Origin of the sequence: Rhizobium sp. ZW T2_16, assembly GCF_044987325.1 — a bacterium.
GTDB classification, from domain to species: Bacteria; Pseudomonadota; Alphaproteobacteria; order Rhizobiales; family Rhizobiaceae; genus Neorhizobium; species Neorhizobium cellulosilyticum.
Genome location: NZ_JBJDRG010000003.1, coordinates 275,926 through 295,540, shown reverse-complemented (window position 1 = coordinate 295,540; position 19,615 = coordinate 275,926). Strand labels below are relative to the sequence as shown.

Annotated in this window: 21 protein-coding genes; 12 read left to right on the top strand and 9 right to left on the bottom strand. The window is 59.4% G+C overall.

All coding sequences use genetic code 11. The features are described from left to right. Positions 1 to 53: 53 nt before the first annotated feature. Positions 54 to 263 carry a hypothetical protein gene (locus ACI3K0_RS11350; protein WP_404945331.1) on the bottom strand — a complete coding sequence of 70 codons (210 nt, stop codon included), beginning with the start codon at positions 261 to 263 and terminating at the stop codon, positions 54 to 56. Here ACI3K0_RS11350 and ACI3K0_RS11345 point away from each other — a divergent pair. Beyond that, positions 262 to 816: a glyoxalase superfamily protein gene (locus tag ACI3K0_RS11345; protein ID WP_183823626.1), complete on the top strand. Its 555-nt coding sequence runs from the start codon at positions 262 to 264 to the stop codon at positions 814 to 816. The two genes, ACI3K0_RS11350 and ACI3K0_RS11345, sit on opposite strands and share 2 nt — an antisense overlap. Here the strand turns inward: ACI3K0_RS11345 and ACI3K0_RS11340 are convergent, their stop codons facing one another. After that, entirely contained in the window at positions 817 to 1,698 is an 882-nt protein-coding gene (locus ACI3K0_RS11340) for a LysR family transcriptional regulator (protein WP_183823624.1), read from the bottom strand. It abuts the gene before it with no gap. A gap of 92 nt (positions 1,699 to 1,790) precedes the next feature. Between ACI3K0_RS11340 and ACI3K0_RS11335 the strand changes: the two genes are divergently transcribed. Then, positions 1,791 to 3,071, top strand: coding sequence for an MFS transporter (locus tag ACI3K0_RS11335; protein WP_183824120.1), 1,281 nt, complete (start codon positions 1,791 to 1,793; stop codon positions 3,069 to 3,071). 9 nt (positions 3,072 to 3,080) lie between these two features. Here ACI3K0_RS11335 and ACI3K0_RS11330 read toward each other — a convergent pair whose 3' ends face one another. The 5 genes from ACI3K0_RS11330 to ubiE form a co-directional block, all read right to left on the bottom strand. Further along, complete coding sequence (locus ACI3K0_RS11330) at positions 3,081 to 3,857, bottom strand: ATP-dependent Clp protease proteolytic subunit (protein ID WP_183823621.1); 777 nt, start codon at positions 3,855 to 3,857, stop codon at positions 3,081 to 3,083. After that, the gene (locus ACI3K0_RS11325) at positions 3,844 to 5,169 is read right to left on the bottom strand and encodes a hypothetical protein (RefSeq protein WP_183823619.1); all 1,326 of its coding nucleotides are present in this window, start codon (positions 5,167 to 5,169) and stop codon (positions 3,844 to 3,846) included. The genes ACI3K0_RS11330 and ACI3K0_RS11325 overlap by 14 nt, the downstream gene beginning before the upstream one ends. Positions 5,170 to 5,295: 126 nt before the next feature. Beyond that, positions 5,296 to 6,870 (bottom strand): aromatic amino acid ammonia-lyase, encoded by a 1,575-nt coding sequence (locus ACI3K0_RS11320; protein WP_246435973.1) that lies wholly within the window; start codon positions 6,868 to 6,870, stop codon positions 5,296 to 5,298. A gap of 72 nt (positions 6,871 to 6,942) precedes the next feature. Continuing rightward, complete coding sequence (ubiB, locus tag ACI3K0_RS11315) at positions 6,943 to 8,502, bottom strand: 2-polyprenylphenol 6-hydroxylase (protein ID WP_183823617.1); 1,560 nt, start codon at positions 8,500 to 8,502, stop codon at positions 6,943 to 6,945. Positions 8,503 to 8,506: 4 nt separating this feature from the next. Then, on the bottom strand, positions 8,507 to 9,283 hold the full coding sequence (gene ubiE, locus ACI3K0_RS11310) for a bifunctional demethylmenaquinone methyltransferase/2-methoxy-6-polyprenyl-1,4-benzoquinol methylase UbiE (protein ID WP_183823615.1): 777 nt from the start codon (positions 9,281 to 9,283) through the stop codon (positions 8,507 to 8,509). Between the two features lie 151 nt (positions 9,284 to 9,434). Between ubiE and mutM the strand changes: the two genes are divergently transcribed. From mutM to ACI3K0_RS11275, 7 genes are all read left to right on the top strand, one after another. Further along, positions 9,435 to 10,313 carry a bifunctional DNA-formamidopyrimidine glycosylase/DNA-(apurinic or apyrimidinic site) lyase gene (gene mutM, locus ACI3K0_RS11305; RefSeq protein WP_183823613.1) on the top strand — a complete coding sequence of 293 codons (879 nt, stop codon included), beginning with the start codon at positions 9,435 to 9,437 and terminating at the stop codon, positions 10,311 to 10,313. A gap of 28 nt (positions 10,314 to 10,341) precedes the next feature. Beyond that, complete coding sequence (locus ACI3K0_RS11300; protein ID WP_183823611.1) at positions 10,342 to 11,127, top strand: enoyl-CoA hydratase; 786 nt, start codon at positions 10,342 to 10,344, stop codon at positions 11,125 to 11,127. Between the two features lie 167 nt (positions 11,128 to 11,294). Further along, complete coding sequence (gene rpsT / locus ACI3K0_RS11295) at positions 11,295 to 11,561, top strand: 30S ribosomal protein S20 (RefSeq protein WP_112507133.1); 267 nt, start codon at positions 11,295 to 11,297, stop codon at positions 11,559 to 11,561. A gap of 820 nt (positions 11,562 to 12,381) precedes the next feature. Beyond that, the gene (gene dnaA, locus ACI3K0_RS11290; RefSeq protein WP_183823609.1) at positions 12,382 to 13,956 is read left to right on the top strand and encodes a chromosomal replication initiator protein DnaA; all 1,575 of its coding nucleotides are present in this window, start codon (positions 12,382 to 12,384) and stop codon (positions 13,954 to 13,956) included. A gap of 162 nt (positions 13,957 to 14,118) precedes the next feature. After that, positions 14,119 to 14,736, top strand: a complete 618-nt coding sequence (locus tag ACI3K0_RS11285) for a LysE family translocator (RefSeq protein WP_183823607.1) — start codon at positions 14,119 to 14,121, stop codon at positions 14,734 to 14,736. Positions 14,737 to 14,742: 6 nt separating this feature from the next. After that, positions 14,743 to 15,339 carry a bifunctional 2-polyprenyl-6-hydroxyphenol methylase/3-demethylubiquinol 3-O-methyltransferase UbiG gene (locus ACI3K0_RS11280; RefSeq protein ID WP_183823605.1) on the top strand — a complete coding sequence of 199 codons (597 nt, stop codon included), beginning with the start codon at positions 14,743 to 14,745 and terminating at the stop codon, positions 15,337 to 15,339. A gap of 123 nt (positions 15,340 to 15,462) precedes the next feature. Beyond that, on the top strand, positions 15,463 to 15,699 hold the full coding sequence (locus ACI3K0_RS11275; RefSeq protein WP_148146011.1) for a hypothetical protein: 237 nt from the start codon (positions 15,463 to 15,465) through the stop codon (positions 15,697 to 15,699). A 36-nt stretch (positions 15,700 to 15,735) separates the two neighbouring features. Here the strand turns inward: ACI3K0_RS11275 and grpE are convergent, their stop codons facing one another. After that, positions 15,736 to 16,365: a nucleotide exchange factor GrpE gene (gene grpE, locus ACI3K0_RS11270; protein ID WP_183823603.1), complete on the bottom strand. Its 630-nt coding sequence runs from the start codon at positions 16,363 to 16,365 to the stop codon at positions 15,736 to 15,738. A gap of 91 nt (positions 16,366 to 16,456) precedes the next feature. Further along, the gene (gene hrcA / locus ACI3K0_RS11265; RefSeq protein WP_148146009.1) at positions 16,457 to 17,545 is read right to left on the bottom strand and encodes a heat-inducible transcriptional repressor HrcA; all 1,089 of its coding nucleotides are present in this window, start codon (positions 17,543 to 17,545) and stop codon (positions 16,457 to 16,459) included. A gap of 276 nt (positions 17,546 to 17,821) precedes the next feature. Here hrcA and rph point away from each other — a divergent pair, with 276 nt between their 5' ends. Genes rph through rdgB form a run of 3 tightly spaced genes read left to right on the top strand, consistent with a single transcriptional unit; the run spans position 17,822 to position 19,613 of the window. Continuing rightward, positions 17,822 to 18,541: a ribonuclease PH gene (gene rph / locus ACI3K0_RS11260; RefSeq protein ID WP_148146008.1), complete on the top strand. Its 720-nt coding sequence runs from the start codon at positions 17,822 to 17,824 to the stop codon at positions 18,539 to 18,541. 11 nt (positions 18,542 to 18,552) lie between these two features. Then, complete coding sequence (locus ACI3K0_RS11255; RefSeq protein WP_183823601.1) at positions 18,553 to 18,960, top strand: VOC family protein; 408 nt, start codon at positions 18,553 to 18,555, stop codon at positions 18,958 to 18,960. 8 nt (positions 18,961 to 18,968) lie between these two features. Then, a complete protein-coding gene (rdgB, locus tag ACI3K0_RS11250) occupies positions 18,969 to 19,613 on the top strand; it encodes an RdgB/HAM1 family non-canonical purine NTP pyrophosphatase (RefSeq protein ID WP_183823599.1) in 645 nt (214 codons plus the stop codon). Positions 19,614 to 19,615 lie beyond the last annotated feature (2 nt).

Here is a 19,615-nt window from a genome sequence, read left to right as displayed (position 1 = left end):
TTGAAGTGCCCGGAAGCTAAGACCTTGTCCTCAAAGTTGCAATCGCCTTTCCATCAAGTGGTGAACGGCTGCGGATTCACTTGCCTGCGACAATCCGCTGCGTTACCAATTCGCGTGGCCGGATGCGGCCAGCCGCCCGCGGCTTCCAGCCATGGTGAATGCATCCACCGACCATCATCCTCGACCATCCGGTCAATGATGACGAACGGATCAGCAATGCGGGCACTGATTTGGCCGTTCGTCCGTTGAAAGGATGATGTCATGCGCGATTTCCGCGATGCAAAACTGATGGCAAAAAGCCTGCGCGAGGCGCTTGCCGAACAGAATGTCGAACTCTCCCACAGCAAGGCGCTGGAACTGGTCTCGGCCCAGTTCGGCTATGACGACTGGAATGTTCTTGCCGAAAAGATCGATGCGGCAGTACCGACGGAGCGAAAAGATCCGATCTCCATCCAGCCCGCCATCCCGATCTTCCGCATTTTCGATGTGACGAAGGCGATGGAATTCTATCGGGATTTCCTCGGCTTTGCCGTGGATTGGGAACATCGCTTCGCGCCCACTGCACCGCTTTATTGCCAGATGTCGCGCAGCGGCATGCTGATCCATCTCTCCGAACATGCCGGTGACGCCTCGCCCGGCGCGCGCGTATTCGTGCCCATGTCGGGGGCGGCCGCCTTCCAGAAAGAGCTGATCGGCAAGAACTACCCCTATATGCGGCCGGGGCTGGAGCAGGCGGACTGGGGACTGGAGGTCACTGTCATCGACCCGTTCAGCAACCGCATCACCTTCTGCGAGCGCGAGATCAAGCAAAGCTGATTAGCTCGCCTGAACAAGCCCGAAAAGATTGAGTGCGATTGGGGATCGTTGTTCCTTCATCACGGCGATCCCCAGTCGCGCCACCAGCGGCGGCCCTTCTATCGGTCGAAACACGACGCCGTCGATTTCGATCTTGGCAAGTGATTTGGGCACGATCGACACGCCAAGGCCCGCCGCGACCAGATTGACGACCGAAGGGATTTGAGGGGCTTCCTGTGTCACCGTCAGCTCGAAACCGGCTTCCTTGCAGGCCTGCAGGATGTCGGTATAGAGACTAAGGCCCATATTGCGCGGAAAGATGATGAAAGGCTCGCCGGCAAGACTTGCGAGCTTCACGCGGCTTTGTGCCGCAAGCGGGTGACTGGCAGGAAGCGCCACCAGCATCTGTTCGTCCGCCATGCGTTTCAGTCGCACGTCCTTCGGATCCTCCAGCCCCGGCCGAATGAAGGCGACGTCAAGTTCACCTCTTGAGAGCTTTTCCATCAGCCAGTTGCTGTTCATCTCGATCAGCGACAGGGCGACCTCCGGCCATCGCGCCCGAAACTGCCGGATGATGGTCGTCACGGCCGGGTTGAACGTCGCCGAAGCCGTAAAACCGAGCGTCAGACGCCCCGTTTCGCCACGCGCGGCTCTTTGCGCCGCAAGTTTTGCGTGATCCGCCGCCGCAAGCGAGATCCTGGCCTCTGCAAGAAATGCGATACCAGCCGCCGTAAGTTCTGCGCCATGCGCCACCCGGTGAAACAGCTGCGAGCCGATCTCCGTTTCGAGGTCACGAATCTGCTGGCTGAGCGGCGGTTGGCCGATGCCGAGTTTTGCCGCTGCCCTGGTGAAATTCAGTTCTTCCGCGACGGCGACGAAATAACGAAGATGTCGAAGCTCCATATCTAAAACCTATCACGAACGCGTCCTCCATATATTGGACACATGAACGCATGCTGGCTAGATTCGGGGTATTCCAGAAGGTCTTTTTTATCATGCCGTCCGCCGCCGCCAGCCGTCCTTTAGCTTCCGAAATCGATACTCTAGAACCCACGATTGCCCCGCCTCAGTCTGATCCTCCCAAACAATATCTGACGCGCGGTACGCCAGGCTACCGAAAGGCTAGCCTGGCACTTTTCATGTCCGGTTACTCGACCTTTGCGCTGCTCTATTGCGTACAGCCGCTGATGCCGATCTTTGCCGACGAGTTCAAGGTCAGCCCGGCCATGAGTTCGCTGTCGCTGTCACTGTCGACGGGCCTGCTTGCGCTGGCCATCTTCTGTGCCGCCGCGATCTCCGAACGTTTCGGTCGTCGCAGCCTGATGTTCTGTTCGCTGATGGGGGCCTCGCTCTGCACGCTTGCCTGCGCCATCATGCCGAGCTGGAACCTCATCCTCGTGATCCGCGCGCTGGAGGGCTTGCTGCTCGGTGGCGTCCCGGCCGTTGCCATGGCCTATCTGTCGGAAGAGATCGATCCCAAGGGCATCGGCGCCGCGATGGGCCTCTATATCGCCGGCAACGCGCTGGGCGGCATGTCTGGGCGCGTCTTCACTGGCATTCTCGCCGAGTATCTGTCTTGGCGCGTGGCTCTGGCCGTCATCGGCGCTTTCGGCATCGCGGCTGCCATCGGTTTCTTCACTATGTTGCCGCCGTCGCGCAACTTCAAGCCGCGCCGTTCCAGCGCCAGCCATCACGTCTCGGCCTGGCTCGGCCACGTCAGGAAAGGCCCGCTGGCACTGCTATTTCTCATCGGCTTCCTGCTGATGGGCTCCTTCGTCACCATCTACAACTATTCCGGCTTCCGGCTGGTGGTCGAACCCTATCACCTCAACCAGACCGAACTTGGCCTGATCTTCACCGCCTATTTGTGTGGTGTCGGCTCGTCATGGGTCGGCGGCACGCTGAGCGACCGTTTCGGCCAGTTTCAGGTAATGATGGCGGGTATCATCCTGATGTTTGCCGGGCTGATGACCACGCTGGCATCGCCGCTCATCCTCATCATTCTCGGTATCGCCATGCTGACGGCGGGTTTCTTCATGGCCCATGCGGTCGCAAGCGCTCTCATCGGGCGTCTGGCCGGAGCCAACAAGGGGCATGCCTCCTCGCTTTATCTTCTGGCCTATTATCTGGGCTCCAGCATTGCCGGTTCGATCGGCGGAAAATTCTGGAGCGCCGGCGGCTGGTCGGCGGTCATCACCTTTACCGGCATCATGTTGGCGCTCGCTCTGGTTGCCGGACAGACGGCCTACTTCCTTAGCTGTCGCAAGGCTAGATAAAAGCCATTGCTATCCGTTGGTCCGGACAGCCCGGATCGGCTGGGTGACCAGCTTGAAATCCGCCATTTCCTTTGCGCTCAGGTAATAGAGTCGGTCGGGTGGCGTCTCCAGCGCATGCAGCCACAGACCGGAGCCGATGCCCATGTCTTCCAGATGCCGGGCAACCCGCGCGGTCGTCGACTGCGCGCTCGACATCGCCTGTTCAGCCGTTGGCCGCTCGCGGCTGCCGTTGAACACCTGATGCACACCGACGACGGCATCGTTTTCCGCGATACGCTCGGTGCCGCCGGAAAAGGCGATCGGGCAGGACGAGGCGCAAAGCCCGCGTGAAGCGACCCGGGTCTGCAGCTTCTTCTCGCGGATGAGTTTTGACATCGCAATCGCGTCATCCACCGAACCGCCCGGCGAGTTCAGCTGTACGGTCTTCACATATTCCCCGCGCGCCTCGATTTCCTGCGCAAACCGTCCTGCCGCACCCGGATCGATCGTCCCTTCCGCCATCAGCACGCCGCCGGATTTGAGGTCGAAGGTCATCGCCTTGCGCAGAACTTCGCTCGGGCTGGCGGGCTCGACCGGTGGGGCAGCGGGGCGCCCGTCCGTCAGGGCAGGCGGCAGCACGGGCTGATCGTCATGCATCGGGTCGAAACCCGGCAGTTCCGCGCTCGCAGTTGCGATCTCGCGCACATCGATCACCAGAAAGGTCGCGGAGGCCGCGAGCAGCATATAGAATACGCAGCGCATCAGCACGCCGTCGTCGATCCGGCGGATGGCCTCACCGATCGTCATGCAGCCTGTCCCTGCCGCGCGAGCGCGGGTCGAGATTGGTAATATTGTTCGGCTCTTCGGCTGTGCCTTCGCCTTCCGCCTTGTTCTCCTCCTCAGCTCTCGCGACGGCAGCCTCCAGATCGACGCCATTGGCCGAAAGCGCGCGCTGGATTTCCAGCGCCCGCATCAGTTCTGCCGCGGTAATGCGCTCGGCATAGGGCAGTTTCTCCTCCTGGCGGCGGATCGAAGCGTGGGCGACGGCGAGAATGAAGACCATCACGCCCGGCAGAAGATCAATCGAGATCGCTCCGGCCCAGGCGGGAATGAAGTCTTCGGCATAATGCAACACGGCTTCAGCCGAAGACAAAGGCACGAAGCGACGCTCGGTCACCGGCGCGCGCGAAAGGATTTCGTCTGCGGCCTTGGCAAGTGCCTTCGACTGTGCGGCAACAGAGGCTCTGACCGTCGCCATCACCTGATCCTGCCGGTTGACCAGATTGGCATCGCTGCCATCGGCGACAGGCGCAATGAAGCCGAGCGAGAGATCATCTGCCGCGCGGCGGATCGATGGGGCAATCGATGTCTGGGCGAGCGAACTGATGACGCCGGTCAGCGCCACCGCTTCGGTCGAAAACTGGTCGGCGCGCGGCGCGATCAGGCCGGGTGCCGAGATCAGCGAACGCATCGTTTCCAGCCGCTTCTGCCCCTGCTCGAAAAGCTCCGCCACCTGCTCGCGCGAACCGTTGATATTGGCCTCGAGCGATCTCATCTGCCCCGACATCTGGGTCAGAAGCTGCACGACGCTCCCCGAACCCGTCGTGCCGGTCAGCGAGCCGGATTGCCGCTCGACGGCGGCAAGCTGGGTAAACCGCTCCGAGGCGCGCTGGATGTCCGGCAAAAGGCTCTGAACGGCAAGCGTGTTCTGGTGGGCGCGGTCCAGATCTGCGGCGTAACCTTCGACTGTTTCCGAAAGGTGCTGCTCGACGGCGGCAGAGCCGGCAAGGGCCGCAGCATTCAGCCAGCTCGACATGGCAAGGATCATCGCCGCACCGCATGCCATCACGAACAGCATCGCGGTCTTGCCGGTCCGGCTGGTGATATGCGGGTAGAAGCGCGCCATATAGGACCAGAAGGCATAGATGCCGACCGAGACCGAAACCGAATAGATGATCGCGGCAAAAAACACGCCGGTCGGCGATCCGTCGAGGATCGAGCGGACGCCTAGATAGGTGTAGACGCCAGACGCCAGCGCCAGAACGGCAAGCGCGAAACGGGTCATGGTTTCGACGGCTGCGACACCGTCCTTCAGGCGTTGCGTAGGACCCAAGGCCATCGGCAATCTCCGGGAAGAGGAATGTATTCCTTAAAGAGGTATGAAGAAACCGGCGGAATCAAGACAGGGTAGTGGTGCGGAAATGGCAAAAGGCCGGGAAACCTAGGCTTTACGGTCGAAATCCGTTCACGTCTTGATTGCCTGCATGCCGAAACCGCCGAGCGCGAAGAAATCGTCGATCGCGTGAATGGGCGAGATCGCGATCAGCTTTGCCAGGAAGGCGTCGGAAGCAAGTTCCTCCTCGATCGCTTCCACCTCGGCGGAAAGCGCGCGATCAATGGTATAGAATGCCGCGTGTTTGCGTACCACCTCGTAGATAAGCCCCACTGCGCCGCCCGGCTCGTCGCCATGCAAATCCATCGCCTGTGCAGCCAGCAGCGCCTCCAGTCCCGCGAGACGTCTCACAGCCCGGACCTGTCGCTCGAAGCGTTCTACCACAAGCGGCAGGAAGGCTGCCTCGTCCTCCATGCCGCCGGCAACGACGATTGACTGTGCCGAAACCGGATTGCTCATCGAAAGAACCCGCGAATAGATATCGCCGGCAAGCTTGATGATCGGCCCGAAGCCGGTGGCGATCGCACCGGGCGGCACCAGATTGACCGGCAGGTCACGCCGCTGGCCGTTGCCCAGAAGGACGCAGCGGTTGAAGGAATTACGCGCCGCATGCGCCATGCACAGTACAGCCGATTCCATCAGCACGGTCACATCGAGCGGCAGCGATCCACCGGATGTAAGCACCCGACCGTCGGCGATCACCGGATTGTCGTCGGAGCGTCCGGTCGCCGCGAGGATCTTGTGGCCGGACGTCAACACGCTTTCGAACACTGCGCCGAAAACCTGCGGGATCATTCGAAGACTGAGCGGGTCCTGCACATGGGTGCCGCTTGGCCACGCCCAGCCCTGCGAGGCATTGAGCAGCCAGGAGCCGATCATCGCCTCGCGCGGCGTGCCCACATGGGTGACGGCGAGCCAGGGATCGCGGGACGCACCCATGGCGCCGGCTGCGGTGAGGCCTGTAGCCAGCAGCACGCGCAAGGCGCCGGCGGCTCCACGCATGATCCGGGCAGCTGCGGCGAAACTGACCGAATTGACGCTCAGCGAGGCGAGACCGTCGCGGGGTGCCATCCGCTGGGAGCTCAGGCCCGCTGCCTTGAAAGCCTCTTCCGCCGGCATCCTTCTGCCCCGATAGACGGCTTCCCCGACACCAGTCAGAACGGCGCCTATCTGCCCCATCAACCCGATATCGGCGCAACCGATCGAACCGGTTCGACGAACGATGGGAATGACGTCTGCTTCCAGGAGTGCCAGATAACTCTCCACCAGCTCCGTCGTGCAGCCGACATAGCCGGTCAGCGCCGTGTTGACCCGCATTGCAATAGCGTTGCGCACCACCTCTGTCGGAAATGGATCGCCGGTTCCGAAATGGTGGGCGCGCACCAGGCCGAGATTGAACTGGTCCAGTTCGTCGCTCGACCATTCGATATCCTTCATCGCGCCGACGCCGGTCGTCGCCCCGTAGACCGGCATGCCGTCGGCGATCGCCTGTTCAAGCACGGCTCTTGCTGCTCGAACACGTGCCATGCCGTCCGGCTCGGCGCTGACGGAGGCGCGGCCATCGCCGATCACCAGAAGTTCCGCAAAACCGAGCGGCTGCCCGGTCAACCGGATGGGGAATTTCGCTTCGGACATCTGCTTTGCCATGCTTCCACCCTAATGGAGATAAGTGGCTGCGGGATATCCCGAAATGCGAACGGATATGTCGCGCGAAGCCCGTTAGAGCGTCACGGCGATATAGACGAGAGCAGCAGCAATCACCCAGAGCGCCAATCTGCCGTAGCGGCTATGCCGTGCTTCCGCCTTTCCGATCGCCTCCGCTGTCTCCGGATCGAAGCGCAGGCCGTTTTCGCTCATATGGACCAGTTCCTGGTGGAACTTGCCCGTTTGTGCCGCGATTTCGGGTGCCGCCTCGGCAAGCTTGACGATCGCCTTCAACCCATCCTTGACGTCGGAGACTACGCGTTTCGGGCCGAGATTGTCGCGGATCCAGTCGCCGACGACCGGCTCCGACGCCTTCCACATGTTGAAGCGCGGGTTGAGCATGCGCGACACGCCCTCGACCACCACCATCGTCTTCTGCAACAGGATCAGCTCCGGCCGGGTCTGCATCTCGAAAAGGTCGGTCACTTCGAACAGCAACGCCAGAAGACGCGCCATCGAGATCGTTTCGGCCGGCTGTCCGTGGATCGGCTCGCCGATCGCCCGGATCGCCTGCGCAAATGCGGCCACGTCGTGGTGGCCGGGCACGTAGCCGGCTTCGAAATGCACTTCGGCAACGCGCATGTAGTCGCGGGTGATGAAGCCGAACAGGATCTCGGCGAGGAAGCGTCGCTCCTTTTTGCCCAGCCGCCCGGTAATGCCCATGTCGACGGCAACGATCGTGCCGTTCTGTTCGACGAACAGGTTGCCCGGATGCATGTCGGCGTGGAAGAAGCCGTCGCGCAGCGTGTGGCGCAGGAAGGACTGGATCAGCACTTCGGCAAGTTTTTCCAGATCATGACCGGCGGCTCGCAGCGCCTCGACATCGTTCATCTTGACGCCGTCGATCCACTCCATGGTGATGACATCGCGGCCGGTCCGCTCCCAGTCGACGGTCGGTACCCGAAAGCCTGGATCATCCTTGATATTTTCGGCAATCTCGGAAAGGGCTGCTGCCTCGAGGCGCAGGTCCATTTCCATCTTGGTCGTCTGTTCCAGTGTCCGCGTCACCTCGATAGGGCGAAGGCGCCGACTGGACGGCATGAGGCGTTCCTGCATGCGGGCGACCACATACATGCCCTCGATGTCATGGGCGAAACGCTGCCGCACGCCGGGGCGCACGACCTTCACGGCAACCTTCTTGCCGTTAACGGTCGCCGGATGAACCTGCGCGATGGACGCGGCGGCAATCGGTTCTTCAAACGCCGTATAGAGATCTTCGATCGGCCGGCCGAGCGAAGTCTGGATCGCGTTCTTGGCGGCATCCGTCGGGAAAAACGCCATCCGGTCCTGCAGCATGGCAAGATCGACGGCCCAGTCGACACCGACAACGTCCGGGCGGGTGGCAAGGAACTGGCCGATCTTCACATAGGACGGTCCGAGCCTGTCGACGGCACGCGTCAGCCTTTCGCTGCGCGCCTGCTTCTTGGCGCGAAAGCGCGCGAGCGGTTCCAGCATCGATTTGGCGAAACCGACAGCCGGCGGCATGTCTTCGGTCGGCAGCGCGGAAACCACGCCTTCGCGGACAAGGACCCAGCCGACACGGGCGAGCCGGAAATAGGCGCCGATCGTGCTCATGCGCTCAAAGCTTCCAGCCGGAATGCAGCGCGGCGATACCGCCGGTATAGTTGGTATAGGTCACGCGCGAAAAACCGGCATTGCGGATCATCGTGGCGAAATTCTCCTGGTTGGGGAATTTGCGGATCGATTCCACCAGATACTGGTAGGGTTCGGCATCGCCGGTAATCATCTTGCCGAATTGCGGGATCGCCCTGAACGACCACTCTTCGTAAAACTTGTCGAGCAACGGCATTTCGACTTCGGAAAATTCCAGAACCAGCAGCCGCCCGCCGCGCTTCAAGACGCGATAGGCCTCGGACAGCGCCACATCGATGCACGGCACGTTGCGGATGCCGAAGGCGACCGTATAGGCATCGAAGGAATTGTTTTCGAAAGGCAGCGATTCCGCATTGGCCTCGACGAAATCCAGATTGTCGGAAAGCTTCTTCTTCGCCGCACGTTCTGCGCCGACGGCAAGCATCGAGCCGTTGATGTCGAGCACGGTCGTATGCGCCCTGCGGCCGGAAGCCTCGACGATGCGGAAGGCGATATCGCCGGTGCCTCCGGCAACGTCGAGTGTCTTGTAGCCTTCTTCCTTGCGCGGCGAGAGCGCTGCGATCATCGCATCCTTCCAGACGCGGTGCATGCCAGCCGACATCACGTCATTCATGATGTCGTAGCGTTTGGCGACCTTGTGGAAGACGTCGTTGACCAGACCCTGCTTTTCTCCGTCGGCCACCTGGCGGAAGCCATAGGAGGTTTCCATTCCGCCATGGGCGCCGGTTCGGGCTTCGGTCATCGGTTACTCCTTAACGTCTTGTCCTTGAGCCTTCGATGGTAGCGAAACCGATTGTGGATCGCTATGTGGTGGATGGCCCGGTCGGTAAATCAATTGTCCGTCCGGTCTATAGATCACCGGCGCGGTTGTTGAAACAGGAAGTTAGGTATCCATGCCCGAATTGCCAGAGGTCGAAACCGTCAGACGCGGGCTTGCCCCGGTCATGGAAGGTGCGCTTGTGACACAGCTTCAGCAGAACCGCCCGGATCTGCGCTTTCCGCTGCCGGAAGCCTTCGCCGAAAGGGTCTCCGGCCGTCGCATCATTTCCCTTGGGCGCCGTGCGAAATATCTGCTGATCGATATGGAAGACGACCTGACCTTGATCAGCCATCTCGGCATGTCGGGTTCGTTCCGCATTGAGGATGCCGTTCAGGGCGACTTTCATTATGCGCGCTCGAAAGACAGCAAACATGATCATGTGATCTTTCACGTCGAGCGTGACCGGAGGCAACAGAAGATCATCTATAACGACCCGCGCCGTTTCGGCTTCATGCATTTGTGGAAGCGCAGCGAGCTCGATCTCTACCCCGCCTTTGCCGAGCTCGGCCCGGAGCCGACCGGCAATGCACTCGATGCCGATTATCTCGCCGGACGACTGAGCGGCAAGAGCCAGCCGCTGAAGGGCGCGTTGCTCGACCAGACGGTCATCGCGGGTCTCGGCAATATCTATGTCTGCGAAGCCCTGTGGCGATCGCACCTGTCGCCGAAACGCCAGTCGGGCACGCTTGTGACGCCGAAGGGAAAGCCGAAGAAAGAGCTGCTGGCTCTGACCGAGGCGATCCGCGCCGTCATCGCCGATGCGATTGCCGCCGGCGGCTCGTCCCTGCGCGACCATATCCAGACGGATGGATCACTCGGTTATTTCCAGCATTCCTTCTCTGTATATGATCGCGAGGGCGGGGCTTGCCGCATGCCTGGATGCAACGGTACCGTTGAGCGCATCGCGCAATCCGGCCGATCAACCTTTTATTGTCAGGCCTGCCAGAAATAAGCCGCTGCAGACACGGGAGGATACCTCTATGACCCTAGAAGCAGACTTTGAGACGATCTTGACCGAAACCCGCGGTGCGGTGGCGATCATCACGCTGAACCGCCCCAAGGCGCTCAATGCGCTGAATTCGGTTGTCATGACCGAGCTGACCGCGGCACTGAGCGCCTATGACAAGGATGAGAGCGTTGCTGTCGTCGTACTCACTGGCTCTGAAAAGGCATTCGCAGCCGGGGCCGATATCAAGGAAATGCAGTCGCTCGACTTCGTTGATGCCTATCTCGGCGATTTCATTTCTGGCTGGGATGCAGTTGCTTCTTTCCGCAAGCCGCTAATCGCTGCCGTCTCTGGCTTTGCACTGGGGGGCGGCTGCGAGCTTGCAATGATGTGCGACTTCATCATCGCATCGGATACGGCAAAGTTCGGCCAGCCTGAGATCACCCTTGGCGTCATTCCGGGCATGGGCGGCTCGCAGCGCCTCACCCGCGCCGTCGGCAAGGCCAAGGCGATGGATATGGTCCTGACTGGCCGGATGATGGATGCAGCGGAGTCAGAGCGTGCGGGACTCGTATCGCGTGTGGTCGAGGCCGAAAAACTGATGGACGAGGCACTGGCAGCAGCAGTGAAGATTGCCGCCTTCCCACGCGCCGCCACGCTGATGGCCAAGGAGGCCGTCAATCGGTCGTTCGAGGCAACATTGTCCGAAGGACTGCGTTTCGAACGCCGTGTATTCCAGTCGCTGTTTGCCACCGCCGACCAGAAGGAAGGCATGGCTGCCTTCGTCGAAAAGCGTAAACCCGCCTTTTCCAACCGGTAGAGGCTTAAAAAGCGCGTTGACTGGGGCGGGTATTCCCGCTATATGCCCGCCCACAGTTGGGAAAGCCTTTATGCGGCTTCCTCTATTGCTCCCGAATTGCTGGATGATGGGTCGCAGGACCGGCGGCAACGGTGGAGTGTTGGTTCGAATTCGTAGAGAGGCATGAAATGGCCAATACAACTTCGGCGAAAAAAGCGACCCGCAAGATCGCTCGCCGCACCGCAGTCAACAAGGCTCGCCGTTCGCGCGTTCGCGGCTTCATCCGTAAGGTTGAAGAAGCCATCGCAACCGGTGACGTTTCCGTTGCTGCAGAAGCACTCAAGGCTGCTCAGCCTGAGATCGCTCGCGCCGCTACCAAGGGCGTTCTTCACAGCAACACGGCATCCCGCAAGGTTTCCCGTCTTGCTGCTCGCGTGAAGGCACTTTCCGCCTAAGCCGGCTATCAATTTCAAAGTTTTAAGAAAGCCTGGTCTAACGACCGGGCTTTCTTTGATTCTGCCTTTTTAACCGGTCGTTGCTCGGCTCAATAACGGTTTCGTGTCATATGCGTGACAAAGAAAATGCAGGTTTATTAGAGACTTACGAGCATTAGCTTGGCCTTTGCCTTCATTTGGCCCGGACCTTGGAGGGTCAAAATAGAGTCAAGCGATTTTTTATTTTTCCTGTGAATCGCGATGGTTGTGGCTGGCCAAATTTGAATCCCATTGATTCAACTGCGATTCTTTATGACAGCCCCTGCGGCATTCTAAACACGCAGCAAGAGTCAACGCCCGGCGCTTAATTTTGGGTAAAAAACACTGTTGATCTTGCCAGGTGATCCTGCCTAAATGGCTTCCAGCAAGGGGCTCGGGGACAACTTCAGGAGCTTTCGCTGACAGTCTCAATCAAGAGAAGGTCGCGGACGTTTCATGTTCTTTGCTGCGGGATAAGAACTCCCGTTTTCCATAAACTTAGGGTTGCAAACCGGAAAGTGCATACTTTTCGGCCGCATTCCTTTTGTGTCCGCAGCCCGCCTCGGCGGTTTGTGGGCATTCCGCACTCATGATGTCTCGTACGAGGATGAGACATTGGAGTGACCCGTATCGACCGGCCTGAACGAGGCGGACCGGAAGATGAGCTTCGTTCTGGCGGATGAAGCTGGGAAAATTAAGGGGACGATTTAAAGCCTTTCCTTAGCGGGAAGGGTTCGGTGAAATTTACGACTATGTCTGGCGAAATCAGTTCGCCGGGCTTCCATTCAGAAGGCGGCAAATAATGCAGATCAATACCGTATCGACACGGGCACTTGGTGACAGCGACCGTGCTCGACAGGGATTCGATACAGTTTGCTCCCAAGCGGCAGGGGAAACAGCGGAAATGCAGCATGATGCTCTTTTCGAGCGGTTCAGTGCGCGATTGAAGGCGCAGGTCGGTCAGGATGTTTATGCAAGTTGGTTTGCGCGTCTTAAGCTTCATTCTGTATCAAAAAGCGTTGTGCGGCTCACCGTTCCGACGACCTTCCTGAAATCCTGGATCAACAACCGGTATCTCGAGCTGATCGAAGGCCTCTTCAAGGAAGAGGATAAGGAAATTCTCAAGGTGGAAATCCTGGTCCGCAGCGCAAGCCGCGCGATCAAGGCTCCCGGTGCTGCCGAACAGCGGCCGGCACCGGTCGAGAACAGCGCTACAACCAGTTTCAATCGCGCTTCGCAGCCGCGTGAAATCGGCAAGATCGCAGCCTTTCCGGCGCCGCTGGCTGCAGCCTCGACTGCGACGCGCAATGCGCACTCCGGACCGTTGTTCGGCTCTCCTCTTGATAGCCGTTATACGTTCGAGACCTATATCGAAGGTTCTTCCAACCGCGTGGCGCTTGCCGCCGCAAAGACGATTGCCGAAGCCGGTGCAGGCGCTGTCCGCTTCAATCCGCTATTCATTCATTCGAATGTCGGTCTCGGCAAGACACATCTTCTTCAGGCGATTGCCAACGCTGCCGTCGGCAGCAACCGTAACCCGCGTGTCGTCTACCTGACGGCTGAATATTTCATGTGGCGTTTCGCTACTGCGATCCGTGACAATGATGCCCTGACGCTCAAGGACAGCTTGCGCAATATCGATCTTCTGATCATCGACGACATGCAGTTTCTGCAGGGCAAGATGATCCAGAACGAATTCTGCCACCTCCTCAACATGCTGCTCGACAGCGCAAAGCAGGTTGTTGTTGCAGCTGACCGTGCACCTTGGGAGCTGGAATCGCTCGATCCGCGCGTCCGCTCGCGTCTTCAGGGTGGCGTTGCCATCGAGCTGGAATCCCCGGAATACGAAATGCGTCTGGAAATGCTCAAGGGCCGCCTGCAGACGGCCAAGCAGGACGATCCGTCGCTCGATATTCCGGCCGAAATTCTCAGCCACGTTGCCCGCAACGTCGCCAGCAGCGGCCGCGAACTGGAAGGTGCCTTCAACCAGCTTCTGTTCCGTCGTTCGTTCGAGCCCTCGCTTTCCATCGAGCGTGTTGATGAGCTTCTGGCGCATCTGGTTGGTGCCGGCGAGGCAAAGCGCGTCCGTATCGAGGATATCCAACGCGTCGTTGCCCGTCACTATAACGTGTCGCGGCAGGAACTCGTTTCGAACCGTCGTACCCGCGTCATCGTCAAGCCGCGCCAGATTGCCATGTACCTGGCGAAGACCATGACGCCGCGTTCCTTCCCGGAAATTGGCCGTCGTTTCGGCGGACGCGATCATACGACCGTTCTTCACGCGGTGCGCAAGATCGAGGAATTGATCGGCGACGACAGCAAGCTTGGCCATGAGGTCGAGCTCCTGAAGCGCCTGATCAATGAGAACAATGCATGATCGGCTGCTGAGCCAAATTTGAAGACCGGATGGGTCGTTCCGCAAGGAGCGGCCCATTTTTTCACTATCCATAATGGGTGCTCTCGACGAGAGGCTCTTGACGAGTCGAGCCCGCAAGTCGAACTTCTGGGAAAATGCCGGTAATCGACCAAGAGGCTCTGCATGTTCCTGTTATCTGTCGCTATGATCTGGGGCGTTGCTTGCATCACGCCGGGACCGAATACGCTTCTGGTAATCCGCTACTGCCTGACGGCACCGCGCAAGGTGGCGATCTCTGCGGTCATGGGGACTATTACCGGAACCCTGTGCTGGGGCATCGCCGGATGGCTCGGCATCAATGCTCTTTTTCAGGCGGCACCCTTTGCCTATCTGGCTTTGAAAATTGCCGGCGGTCTTTATCTGATCTGGCTCGGCATTCGTGTGTTTGTTGACGTTAGAAAGGCGCGCAGAGCACCAGAGGCCATCTCAGAAAAGGCCGATTTTTCGCTGAAGACTGCTTACCGCATGGGATTGGCGACCAATCTCGCCAATCCGAAATCCGCGCTTTTCGTCGCCTCGCTCTTCGCCGTCACCATGCCGGCCGGCACGCCATTTCTTTACGGTGTTGCTGCGATCGGGGTAATGGTGACCGTCTCGGCGCTTTATTATAGCTGCCTCGTTGCATTGATTACCCATCCACGAGTGGCGGCGGCTTACCTCAAGGCAAAACGGAAGATCGATCTCGGCGTCGCAACGGTGTTTGTCGGTTTCGGCACGAAGCTTCTCTTGTCGCAGCGGTGAGCGACAATGCATGGTAAGGACGATCCGACATCGCTCTTCTACTCCCACAACGCGGCAACATATGCGGCGGCGCTTTCAGATGCGAGCCTGAAACGGCTGGATGCCTTTCTCGCGGGGCTTTCTGCAGGAGCAACCATTCTGGAACTCGGCTGCGGCAGTGGCCGTGACAGCGCCGTCATGATTGCCCGCGGTTTTGATGTCCTGCCCACCGATGGCATCCTGGAGATGGCAAGCGAAGCTTCATTGCGTCTTTCCATCCCCGTTCCGGTCCTGCGTTTCGAGGATATCGATAAGGTATCGGCCTTCGACGGTATCTGGGCCAATGCATGCCTGTTGCACGTCCCACGTAGCGAGCTTGGCGGCATTCTGCAGAAGATCCATGCGGCCCTGCGCCCGGGCGGAGTGTTCTACGCCAGTTTCAAGGCAGGCGAAACCGAAGGGCATGATACCTTGGGCCGATTTTTCAACTATCCGTCAAGGGATTGGCTTCAGTTGAAATACGAAGTCCTGCCTTGGAAATCGATAACAATGGAAGAGCAGTCGGGCAGTGCTTACGATCGCAAGCCAACCGAATGGCTCCACGTAACTGCCGTCAAGTCTTGATGCAGGGCGAACTTAGTGAAGCTTAGCGCGTACGGTTGCAGTAATTCTTTCGAAACATCTAATCCTCCCCCTTTGTTTTAGAGAAAGGCGCTACATGTTTGATCGTATCTCTGGAGGAAGGCAATGAATGAAGAAGCGCGCGCCCGCATCGCGGCGAACGACAAGTTGTTGAAAGCCGTCATCACCCTGCTTGCCATCAAGGATCCAGACCTGCTGGACGAACTCGACATCATCTTCGCGCTTGCCGATGAAGAAGGCAGCGCTTTGGCCGAAACGGATCGCAGAACGCGGATCCATCTGAAGCAGGAGCTGGAGCTTATCCGTAATCTGGCAAGCTCCGCTCTGGAGACGACCCACTGAAGAGCCGTTCGCACGCCTCAGTGACGATGCTTGATATCAGGCGTCGCCGCCGGCCGTAGCGGCTTCGGTCTTCGGGCCGCCCTTGGCAACACCGACCATGGCCGGGCGCAGAACGCGGTCGCCGATCGTGAAGCCTGCCTGCACGACCTGCACGACCGTGTTGTTCGGAACGGCCGGGTTAGGAATTTCGAACATCGCCTGATGGAAGTTCGGGTCGAACTTTTCGCCCTCTGCATCGATCTTTTTCACGCCATGACGCTCAAGAGCCGAAAGCATGGCGCGTTCGGTCATTTCGACGCCTTCGAGAAGGGTCATCAGCGTGGCGTCCGCGCCAGAGCGCTGGTCGGCCGGAACTGCATCGAGAGCACGGCGAAGGTTGTCCGAAACGGCCAGCATGTCACGTGCAAAGCCGGAAACGGCATATGACTTGGCGTCCTTCACATCGCGCTCGGTTCGGCGGCGCAGATTGTCCATTTCGGCAGCAAGCCGAAGGAAGCGGTCGCGCAGTTCGGAATTCTCGGCCTTAAGCACATCCAGCGGATCCGGCTCGGCTGCAACCTCAGCAGCTTTCTCTTCGGCGGCACCGTCAAAATCGGCTGCTGCAGCTTCGACCTCGTTATCCGCGAAAGCTGCTTCAGGTCCGGTTTTCTTGGTTTCGTCGGTCATGACGTTCTCCGATTGATCTGTATCTTGAATTTGCGCTCGATATCGAGGTTTGCGGGCAAAAAATCAAGGCTTGGAGGACGAAGGAGCTGACTTACATCGAGCCGCGCGACAAGCGAGCGATCAACTGGGCCGTATAATCGACCATCGGTACAACACGCGAATAGTTGAGGCGGGTTGGTCCAATCACGCCGACGGCCCCGACGATCCGGTCCTCGCCATCGCGATAGGGTGCGACGATCAGCGATGAACCGGATAGCGAAAACAGCTTGTTTTCCGATCCGATGAAAATCCGAACCCCGGACCCGGCTTCGGCAAGCTCCAGTATTTCGATCAGGCTGTCCTTCTTCTCCAGATCGTCGAATAGCAGCCGCAGCCGGTCCAGATCCGAAGCCTCTCCCAATCCCTCCAGAAGATTGGCGCGGCCGCGAACGATGAGCTGGGTCGGCTTGCCTTCCTCGCTGTCGCCTGACCAGACCGCTAGGCCTTTCTCGATCAGATCTTGCGCCAGAGCATCGACTTCCGTCTGCACCTCCTGCTTCAACTTCTTGATCTGCCCCCGGAATTCGGGAAGCGTCTGGCCGGTCAGGTGTGCGTTGAGAAAATTGGCAGCTTCAGTAAGCTGTGAAGAGGTCACGCCTGCCGGCAAATCGATGATGCGGTTTTCGATCTGATTGTGATCGCCGACAAGCACAGCCAGGGCCTTTGTCGGCTCCAGCCGGATGAATTCCACATGCTTGAGGATCGGGTCGCTTTTCGTCGTGATGACGATGCCGGCTCCGCGCGAGACGCCTGACAGCATCAGGCTCGCATCCGTCATCAGGTTTTCCAGCGTCTGGTCCCTGTCGTTGGGACGCACCTGTCGATCGATACTGGCGCGTTCCTCATCGGAAAGGTTGCCAGTCTGCATGAAGGCGTCGACAAAGAAGCGCAGCCCGCTCTGCGTCGGCAGCCGACCTGCGCTGATATGCGGTGAATAGATCAGGCCCAACTGTTCGAGATCGCTCATCACATTGCGTACCGATGCCGGCGACAGCGACATGGGTAGCAGGCGCGACAAATTGCGGGAGCCGAGAGGCTCGCCGTTTTCCAGATAGCTCTCCACGATACGACGAAAGATCTCGCGTGAGCGCTCGTCGAGCATCGACCCGACATCCATGCCTCTACCCGCAGAAAAGCTCATATCCCTAAGTAACCTCGATTTGTTCGCCTCCGAAATATAGTTATTGCAGCGGAGGCCTCAAAAGGGAAATCGCAGATGTCGTGCCAATTGTCACGATAAGGCGCGGCCAAGGCTTTTTCTTTGCAAATGAAGCCCGCGCACCTTAGAAGGCGGGAAACGCTGCAACAGATGAAAACGGCAACAATTCGCCTGTCATCCAATGCGGAAAATCAAAGGATCATCGCATGCTTGGGCGTCTCGCCTGAAGATGCGATGCGCTGATATAGGGAGTGATCAATGCGGCCTTCAGGCAGACCAGTAAACCAGATGCGCAAAGTGTCTTTCGAGCGCAACTTCTCCAAACATGCCGAAGGCTCCTGTCTGGTGAAGTTCGGCGACACGCATGTGCTGTGCACCGCAAGCCTTGAAGAAAAGACCCCGCCGTGGCTGCGCAACACCGGCAAGGGTTGGGTAACCGCCGAATACGGCATGCTGCCGCGCGCCACCGGCGACCGCATGAAGCGGGAAGCCACGTCCGGTAAGCAGGGCGGTCGCACGCTCGAGATCCAGCGTCTGATCGGCCGTTCGCTGCGTGCGGTCGTCGATCTCGAGGCGCTCGGTGAAAAGCAGATCACCATCGACTGCGACGTCATCCAGGCCGATGGCGGTACCCGTACGGCGTCCATCACCGGCGGCTGGATCGCGCTTCACGATTGCCTCAAGTGGATGGAAACCCGCTCGATGATCAAGCTCGACAAGGTCCTGAAGGATCACGTCGCGGCAATCTCCTGCGGTATCTTCGCCAACCAGCCGGTGATCGACCTGGATTACCTCGAAGACTCCGCTGCGGAGACCGATGCGAACTTCGTCATGACCGGCGCGGGCGGCATCGTCGAAGTGCAGGGCACAGCCGAAGGCAAGCCGTTCAGCCGCGAGGAATTCCTGCAGCTTCTGACGCTCGCCGAAGCCGGCACGCAGGAACTGGTTGCCATGCAGAAGGCCGCCATCGGCGCCTGAAAGGTGGAGCGGTGATCGAAGGCATACTCGAAACCGCACTTTACACCGACGATCTCGACGCGGCGGAGGCTTTTTATGGCGGTGTGCTGGGGCTTGAAAAAGTCCTGCGCGCCGGCAACCGCCACCTCTTCTTTAGCTGCGGAGAGATGATCCTGCTGATCTTTGATCCGAAGGAGACGGTAAAGCCGCCGTCTTCTGACGCGCTCCCTGTTCCGCCGCACGGCGCAACCGGCCCCGGTCACCTCTGTTTCCGTATGCGTGCGGAGGCGATTGACAGGATGGTCGAAAAGCTCAACAAGGCAGGCATTGTGATCGAAAGCGATTTCCGCTGGCCCAACGGCGCCCGCTCGATCTATTTCCGTGATCCCGCCGGCAACAGCCTGGAATGTGCAGAGCCCATGCTCTGGAACCTGAAGTAGGAATTTTCATGCGTAAGCTCGAGACCAAGACGATCGTTGTCGCAAGCCACAACGCCGGCAAGATCAGGGAGATCGCCGAGTTGATCGGACCATTCGGTTTTTCGGCAAAGTCTGCCGCGGAACTGAAGTTCGAGGAGCCGGACGAAACCGGCACGACATTCGAGGAAAACGCCACGATCAAGGCGCTGGCATCGGCCAAGGCTTCGGGCCTTCCGGCGTTGTCGGATGACAGCGGCATCGTGATTGATGCTCTCGGCGGCGCACCGGGCGTCTATACGGCCAACTGGGCCGAGCGCGAGGATGGCAGCCGCGATTTCCAGATGGCGATGGAAAAGGTCGAGAAAGCGCTGCAGGAAAAGGGCGCTGATACGCCCGACAAGCGCACCTGCCGTTTCGTCAGCGTGCTCTGCCTCGCCTGGCCGGATGGCCATACCGAGCTGTTCCGCGGCGAGGTCGAAGGTGTGGTCGCCTGGCCGCCGCGTGGCACCGCGGGCTTCGGTTACGATCCGCTTTTCCAGCCTGAAGGCTATGAAACGACCTTCGGCGAGATGACCAGTGAAGAAAAGCATGGCTGGAAGCCGGGCGACGAGCATGCCCTGTCGCACCGCGCCCGCGCCTTCAAACTCTTCGTCGAAACCTGCCTGGAGGCCTGATC

Coding starts and splice junctions, on each gene's coding strand:
- ubiB (WP_183823617.1), bottom strand. CDS start 8,502: ATGAGCACGATCGGCGCCTATTTCCGGCTCGCCCGTGTCGGCTGGGTC.
- ACI3K0_RS11285 (WP_183823607.1), top strand. CDS start 14,119: ATGTTCCTGTTATCTGTCGCTATGATCTGGGGCGTTGCTTGCATCACG.
- hrcA (WP_148146009.1), bottom strand. CDS start 17,545: ATGAGCTTTTCTGCGGGTAGAGGCATGGATGTCGGGTCGATGCTCGAC.
- grpE (WP_183823603.1), bottom strand. CDS start 16,365: ATGACCGACGAAACCAAGAAAACCGGACCTGAAGCAGCTTTCGCGGAT.
- ACI3K0_RS11335 (WP_183824120.1), top strand. CDS start 1,791: ATGCCGTCCGCCGCCGCCAGCCGTCCTTTAGCTTCCGAAATCGATACT.
- rdgB (WP_183823599.1), top strand. CDS start 18,969: ATGCGTAAGCTCGAGACCAAGACGATCGTTGTCGCAAGCCACAACGCC.
- ACI3K0_RS11275 (WP_148146011.1), top strand. CDS start 15,463: ATGAATGAAGAAGCGCGCGCCCGCATCGCGGCGAACGACAAGTTGTTG.
- ACI3K0_RS11280 (WP_183823605.1), top strand. CDS start 14,743: ATGCATGGTAAGGACGATCCGACATCGCTCTTCTACTCCCACAACGCG.
- mutM (WP_183823613.1), top strand. CDS start 9,435: ATGCCCGAATTGCCAGAGGTCGAAACCGTCAGACGCGGGCTTGCCCCG.
- ACI3K0_RS11340 (WP_183823624.1), bottom strand. CDS start 1,698: ATGGAGCTTCGACATCTTCGTTATTTCGTCGCCGTCGCGGAAGAACTG.
- rph (WP_148146008.1), top strand. CDS start 17,822: ATGCGGCCTTCAGGCAGACCAGTAAACCAGATGCGCAAAGTGTCTTTC.
- dnaA (WP_183823609.1), top strand. CDS start 12,382: ATGCAGATCAATACCGTATCGACACGGGCACTTGGTGACAGCGACCGT.
- ACI3K0_RS11325 (WP_183823619.1), bottom strand. CDS start 5,169: ATGGCCTTGGGTCCTACGCAACGCCTGAAGGACGGTGTCGCAGCCGTC.
- ACI3K0_RS11345 (WP_183823626.1), top strand. CDS start 262: ATGCGCGATTTCCGCGATGCAAAACTGATGGCAAAAAGCCTGCGCGAG.
- ACI3K0_RS11320 (WP_246435973.1), bottom strand. CDS start 6,870: ATGGCAAAGCAGATGTCCGAAGCGAAATTCCCCATCCGGTTGACCGGG.
- ubiE (WP_183823615.1), bottom strand. CDS start 9,283: ATGACCGAAGCCCGAACCGGCGCCCATGGCGGAATGGAAACCTCCTAT.
- ACI3K0_RS11350 (WP_404945331.1), bottom strand. CDS start 263: ATGACATCATCCTTTCAACGGACGAACGGCCAAATCAGTGCCCGCATT.
- ACI3K0_RS11300 (WP_183823611.1), top strand. CDS start 10,342: ATGACCCTAGAAGCAGACTTTGAGACGATCTTGACCGAAACCCGCGGT.
- ACI3K0_RS11330 (WP_183823621.1), bottom strand. CDS start 3,857: ATGACGATCGGTGAGGCCATCCGCCGGATCGACGACGGCGTGCTGATG.
- rpsT (WP_112507133.1), top strand. CDS start 11,295: ATGGCCAATACAACTTCGGCGAAAAAAGCGACCCGCAAGATCGCTCGC.